Below are 6,435 nucleotides of genomic sequence, written 5' to 3'. Positions count from 1 at the left end.
TTAAGCATTACTTGCTAAGCATTTAATTTTTATTTCAAAAGAATACGAGTTGTTTATCATACTCTGTTTAATTTTCAAAGATCAATTTCTTATTTTCAATCGCTCTCACCAAGCGACTTACTTATAATATCAAATTTGTTTTTCTTTGTCAACATTATTTTTACTTTTTTATTAAGTATTTTTTTACTTTTTTATTAAGTATTTTTTGAAGTTATTGTTTTATTTCTTAACTCCTGCTGACGAAATTCATTATATCACATAGATTCTATTATAATTTCGCAAATAATATTATCTACTGACATTATTCCTGTATTACTTCATTTTTATATCTTTTTCTTACATTTTTCATATAAAGATACGCTAGGTACAGTTTTTACTTTTTTTGCAGAATTGATAATAAACATAATTTATACATTAATTTCTCAAAAAAAACAAAGAGAGCGGAATCAAACCACTCTCTTTCACATTGTAATTTAAATATATGATATATAATCTCCCGACCTATGTCAGGTATGTTATCAAAAATATAAGGTAAACTATGGAATAGAACCTCCTAGTCTTAACTAGGTATGTACCAAATCAACAAAAGTTATTTTATCATAATCAAACAAAAAAATCAACCTTTTTTTATATTTTTCTATTTAATTATAAATCCAAAGAATTTTTTAATTTTGCATCTAAAATTTTTAGAAACTCATCTTCTAAAGTAGCAATATGTCGTCCCAATCTTACCTTAGATACTACCTTTATTTGTTCACATAAAACTGTTCCAGTTACTTTTTGTGCTTCTCCTGCAACTAACTTGTAATCTGTTTCTCTTAACTGAATATGTACTTTAATTTTTTTATGCCTATTAGATATTGGTACTATTATGGTAGTTGGTCCTTTTTCATTTCCTGTGTTATTTTGAATTACAATGACTGGTCTTACTTTGTTCTCTTCCGAACCAATATTTTGCCCTAATTCACATGTCCATATCTCTCCTCGTTTAGGGACAGTTGAGATTCTTTCCGTGACCATTTCATCCATTTTCATTTTTTTATTTATCCATTCCACATATTTAAAAACATTTTTTACCCCAAATGCTTTTTCCTTTAAATTTGAGAACTTATCTTTATGCGTCACTTTAACTGATATTTCTTTCGAAAACTCATTAACTAAACTATTAATTTTTTCTGTTGTTTCATCGATATACTCATTTAATTGTTCTTCATTCATGTTTCTTATGCTAATATTGCACATATTCCTCCCCCTTTATCTTCATATTGCTGTAAAATTTAAATTAGATTTATTCAGATACTGGGTTTACAGCTCTTACTGAAATTATATTCTCCAATTGGGATATTTCTTTTACCAAGTTCTCAGGTATATTACTATCACATTGCAATATTGTAAATGCTTCTTTTCCTTTATTATTTCTATTAACACTCATAGTAGCTATATTAATATTATTTTGTGCCAAAACTTTTGTTACATTACTAATAACACCTTTTCTATCATGCTGTCTAATTATAATGGCTGGATAGTCTCCTGTTAAATCTACCTCGTATCCATCTACAAAAGTTATTTTTATACTTCCCCCTCCTATTGATGAGCCAACAACATCTATCAATTCTGTATTATCCTTATAGAATACCATTTTTGCTGTATTGGGATGGGAATTTTCTAATTCTATTGTTTTAAAATCGACTTTCAAACCTTTTTTCTCTGCCAATTCAATAGAATTTCTTAATCTTTCATCATGTGGCTCCATACCTAGTACGCCTGCAACCAACGCCTTATCTGTTCCGTGTCCTTTATAAGTATGAGCAAAAGACCCGTGTAAATAAAATTCTACTCTGTTAAAGTTATTTCCGGCTATACATCTTGCCACCTTTCCTAACCTTGCTGCACCTGCTGTATGTGAACTAGATGGTCCTATCATTATTGGACCTAGAATATCAAACGCCCCATATTTTTTCATATTATATCATCCTTTCTTGGATTTAATTTATTATCGTCTACAACATATAAATTATTATATTTAATATGTGAAACTTTATATTTAATTAACCTCTTTTATTATACAAATATCCAAAAATACTTCCACAACCTCCACCTATAATATGTGCAAACTGCGAGATATTATCTTTACTTAAAATCCCTTGTACAATTTCTTTTCCTAAAAACACAAAAAGTATAATTATAAACGTCAATGGTATCTTCCCTTTTTCAACGTTAACAAACGAACCTAACAGAATAAACATAAACGCAATCCCACTTGCGCCTAAAAGCATTATCTGTGGAAAAAACAGTACATTTAATATACCTGTTACCCCTGCCGTTATTAATATCATTTCTATAATTATTTTAGATCCATATTTTTCTTCAACCATAGGTCCTATTAATAAAATTATTGTGAAATTACCCACAAAATGTTGCCAATTAACATGACCAAATACATGAGTAAAAATTCTGATATATTGTAAGGGATCTAAAACTGATGTTCTATAAACACTAAACAAAAACTTAGTTATATTTCCATGCGATAACCATCCTAAAAAATATGCCCCTAAAGAAATTAAAGTAAATGTCAATATAACTGGAGAATTATATTGAAACTTATTTTTTATACCTTCCAATTTCATACCATGTACCTCTTAAATTAATGCTTACTTCTATTATAATAATATTATTACATTTTAATCAATAAAGAAAGTTTATATTTTACTAATTTGTCATAATATTATTCACATTTTTTTATTTTTATTATTTTACACACAATTTATCTAATTTTTCTAACACATTTTTATACCCTTCTTTTATGTATGTATTCTTATATAAATCTTCGTATGAGATATTATCAATATGTAACTTTAAAATTTCATTAGAATTTGCCCCATAAACTTTTTCTATAAGTTGTCTGTATAGTTCAAATACTTCTTTTCCATTATATTCTTCTTTAAAAAGGCTCTTATACATTATATGACTATTCATTTTTTCAATAATAGAATATAGTTGATAAATATAACTAATATCTTGCAATGAATAATAATTACTTAAAGTAGCAACAGAAGATGAATAATTTTTATTTATAGGAATAGGATATATATTTTTTTGCTCATTCCAATTATATTCCTTGATTGCCCTTATACTTTGAAAAAGTGCTGTACATATATCTAATCTTATAATATTTGCTTGTTTACATATCTCCTTTTTCTTACACTTTTCTTCGTAGATCATATTACGTTCTAAAATTTTATATTGTTCTTTTATATTTTTTGATGTTGTCTTTTTAGATATTATCCAACTAAAAAAAGCACCTATTAAAGATCCCATAATAATAGATATAGCTGAAATCATTGTTTCAAAAATTTCAGTTGGTATATTTAATGTCATAATATAATGTTTCCTCCTAAATAAAAATTTACTAATTTATATTTCCCATTTTATTTTTTGTATATTCATATAAATTTACTATTGAATTTTTCCTTTATATATGTTAAACTGTGCTAGTAAACTTAAATATTTAATTATGCCGAAGTGGTGGAACTGGCAGACGCGCTGGACTCAAAATCCAGTGGTAGCAATACCGTGCGGGTTCGATTCCCGCCTCCGGCACCAAAAAAGAGTTAGAAAAATAATTTCTAACTCTTTTTTTATATTATCTATACATGTATTTTAATCTAAATCAAACTTCTTAACATAACGTTCCTTTATAAATTGTGTTAAAAATACATATCCTATTAAAATACATATCAATATAGGATAGTATATTAACGGTAACTTCACAAATCCCAATTCCCCTCCTAAAGGAGAATTTATTAGAGTAACCCCTATAAATATCATTAATATTGTTGTCATAATCAATGGATTACTTGCCCTGCTCTCAATAAAAGGTATCTTATTTGTTCTTATTACATGTATTATAAGAGTCTGTGTTAATAGTGACTCTAAAAACCACCCTGTTTGAAACATTGCTGGGTTGTTAAATCCTTTAAACATAAACCATAATACAAAATAAGTTATATAATCAAAAATTGAACTTATAGGACCTATACTCATAATATATTTTCTTATATTGTTAACTTGCCACTTTCTTGGCTTGGTTAACCATTCATTATCTACATTATCTGTTGGAATGGCACTTTGAGAAATATCATAAAGTAAATTATTAATTAATACTTGAAGAGGTAGCATAGGTAAAAATGGTAATATTATACTTGACCCTAATACACTAAACATATTGCCAAAATTAGAACTAGCAGTCATTTTTATATATTTTATTATATTAGCAAAAATTCTTCTTCCCTCAATAACTCCTTCTTCTAAAACTAATAAATTATTTTCAAGAAGAATTATATCAGAACATTCCTTTGCTATATCTACAGCTCCATCAACTGAAATTCCAACATCTGCTGCTTTTAATGCTGGAGAATCATTTATACCATCCCCCATAAATCCAACAACATGTTCCCTAGCCTTTAATACTTTTATTATTCTTTCCTTGTGTAAAGGAGATAATTTAGCAAATACATTTGTCTTCTCTGCCTCTATAGCTAATTTTTCATCACTCATCTGATCTATATCCTTACCTAATAAAATCCTATCAACTGGCAAATTAACATCTTTACATATTTTTTTAGTAACTATTTCATTGTCACCAGTTAACACTTTTATATCTACATTGTATTTTTTAAATTTTTCTATAGCTTCTCTTGATGTTTCTTTTGGTGGATCTAAAAAAGCCATATATCCTAAAAAAACTAATTGCTTTTCATCATTAACTTCATATTCATCTTTCTTATCTTTAATTTTTTTATATGCTACAGCAATTACCCTAAATCCACTTTTATTAAGATTTTTACTTATATTTTCAAATTTCTGCTTACTTTCTTGCGTAAAATATTTTATTTCTTTATCAATTTCATAATACTCACTTAATGATAAAATCTCTTCTACTGCACCTTTACAAATCAATATATCCTTCTGGTCTTCATTCCTAACTACTACTGACATTCTCTTTCTTTTAAAGTCAAAAGGTAATTCATCAACCTTTATATATCTAATTTTTTCTTTATCAAGAAACCCATTTTTTTTCTTATATTCTAAAATAGCATTATCCATAACGTTTTTTAATCCTGTTTGATAAAAACTATTTATAAAAGCATATTTTAAGACTCTTTCACTTTTATCTCCATAAATATCAACACACTTTTCAAGCTTTACTTTACCACAGGTTATAGTTCCTGTTTTATCTGTACATAATATATTCATAGCACCAAAATTTTGAATAGCATTTAATTTTTTTACTATAACTTTCTTTTTACTCATTGATAATGCTCCTTTAGATAAGTTAACAGTAACTATCATAGGAAGCATTTCTGGAGTTAGTCCAACTGCAACAGCAATAGCAAATAAAAATGCTGAACCCCAATCCCCTTTAGAAAATCCATTAGCGAAAAATACTATAGGCGCCATAATGAAAATCATTTTAATCATAAGTATTGTAAAGTTATTTATACCTTTATCAAAGCTAGTTAACTCTCTTTTTTTTGTAAGTGTTTTACTCACTTGTCCAAGATAAGTATTATATCCAGTATTTAAAATTTCAACAATAGCAGTTCCACTTTCAACATTGGTTCCCATAAAACAAAGATTAGGATTTTGTAAATCCTCTTTAAAAATTCCCACCTTACTTTCTTTTTCTACTGGAATAGACTCTCCAGTTAATGAGGATTGGTTAACAAACAAATCTTTACTATAAATTATTCTTACATCTGCTGGTATCATATCTCCTGCTGATAGATGAATTATGTCTCCTGGAACCAATTCTTCAAAGAATATCTCTTTTTCATATCCATTGCGTATAACAGTTGCCTTTGTTGTTACCATATCTTTTAATTTCTGAGCTGAATTATCAGCCTTAGTTTCTTGAATAAATTTTAAAATAACACCTAAAAAAACCATGGCTATCATTATAATCGTAGATTTTTTATCCCCAGTTATATATGATGTAAGAGCAAGCACACCTAATAATATAACCAAAGGATTTTTTATATTATTAAAAAATTTCTTTATTAAACTTGATTTTTTCTCTTTATTAATATCATTAGCACCATATTTATTTAATCTTTTTACGGCTTCTTCGTCAGTTAATCCTTTAATATTTTTAATATTAAGTTCTTTTACTTTAACCATAACAACACCTCCTAATGACACAAGCATTGTTACTCAAGGATTTGCATGGAAAAGTATTCTCCTATAAATCTCTTGAATAACATTTCCAAAATATATTTATTAAAATACGAATGTAAAGGAAGACCATCTTCCATGCATCTTCACCCCCAAAATTTTTTTACGTTCTGTTAAGTTATATGAACATTGAACTATCTCATCCCTAGAGTTACAATAGTTTCACCACAAAATCATTATCCCCCTCGGAAAGGAGATTAG

The 6,435-nt window shown here is 27.3% G+C and carries 5 protein-coding genes and 1 tRNA gene; 1 reads left to right on the top strand and 5 read right to left on the bottom strand.

Features of this window, described 5'->3' with window-relative positions; genetic code table 11:
• Positions 1–645 precede the first annotated feature (645 nt).
• The 4 genes from QOZ93_RS13880 to QOZ93_RS13865 form a co-directional block, all read right to left on the bottom strand.
• Positions 646–1,242, bottom strand: a complete 597-nt coding sequence (locus QOZ93_RS13880) for a type II toxin-antitoxin system PemK/MazF family toxin (RefSeq protein ID WP_307357432.1) — start codon at positions 1,240–1,242, stop codon at positions 646–648.
• Positions 1,243–1,288: 46 nt separating this feature from the next.
• Positions 1,289–1,963: an L-serine ammonia-lyase, iron-sulfur-dependent subunit beta gene (sdaAB, locus tag QOZ93_RS13875; RefSeq protein WP_307357428.1), complete on the bottom strand. Its 675-nt coding sequence runs from the start codon at positions 1,961–1,963 to the stop codon at positions 1,289–1,291.
• Positions 1,964–2,048: 85 nt separating this feature from the next.
• A complete protein-coding gene (locus QOZ93_RS13870) occupies positions 2,049–2,627 on the bottom strand; it encodes a rhomboid family intramembrane serine protease (protein WP_307357425.1) in 579 nt (192 codons plus the stop codon).
• A gap of 121 nt (positions 2,628–2,748) precedes the next feature.
• Positions 2,749–3,378: a hypothetical protein gene (locus tag QOZ93_RS13865; RefSeq protein ID WP_307357422.1), complete on the bottom strand. Its 630-nt coding sequence runs from the start codon at positions 3,376–3,378 to the stop codon at positions 2,749–2,751.
• A gap of 138 nt (positions 3,379–3,516) precedes the next feature.
• On the opposite strand from QOZ93_RS13865, the gene QOZ93_RS13860 reads away from it, so the two are divergent.
• Positions 3,517–3,603: transfer RNA gene (locus tag QOZ93_RS13860), tRNA-Leu, on the top strand.
• A 57-nt stretch (positions 3,604–3,660) separates the two neighbouring features.
• Here the strand turns inward: QOZ93_RS13860 and mgtA are convergent.
• A complete protein-coding gene (gene mgtA, locus QOZ93_RS13855; protein ID WP_307357419.1) occupies positions 3,661–6,180 on the bottom strand; it encodes a magnesium-translocating P-type ATPase in 2,520 nt (839 codons plus the stop codon).
• Positions 6,181–6,435: the final 255 nt, after the last annotated feature.

The organism is Hathewaya limosa, assembly GCF_030815255.1.
Lineage (GTDB): Bacteria > Bacillota > Clostridia > Clostridiales > Clostridiaceae > Hathewaya > Hathewaya limosa.
Note: the sequence above shows the minus strand (reverse complement) of the source record. Positions and strands in the feature narration are given on the sequence as shown.

Coding starts and splice junctions, on each gene's coding strand:
- QOZ93_RS13880 (WP_307357432.1), bottom strand. CDS start 1,242: ATGTGCAATATTAGCATAAGAAACATGAATGAAGAACAATTAAATGAG.
- mgtA (WP_307357419.1), bottom strand. CDS start 6,180: ATGGTTAAAGTAAAAGAACTTAATATTAAAAATATTAAAGGATTAACT.
- sdaAB (WP_307357428.1), bottom strand. CDS start 1,963: ATGAAAAAATATGGGGCGTTTGATATTCTAGGTCCAATAATGATAGGA.
- QOZ93_RS13870 (WP_307357425.1), bottom strand. CDS start 2,627: ATGAAATTGGAAGGTATAAAAAATAAGTTTCAATATAATTCTCCAGTT.
- QOZ93_RS13865 (WP_307357422.1), bottom strand. CDS start 3,378: ATGACATTAAATATACCAACTGAAATTTTTGAAACAATGATTTCAGCT.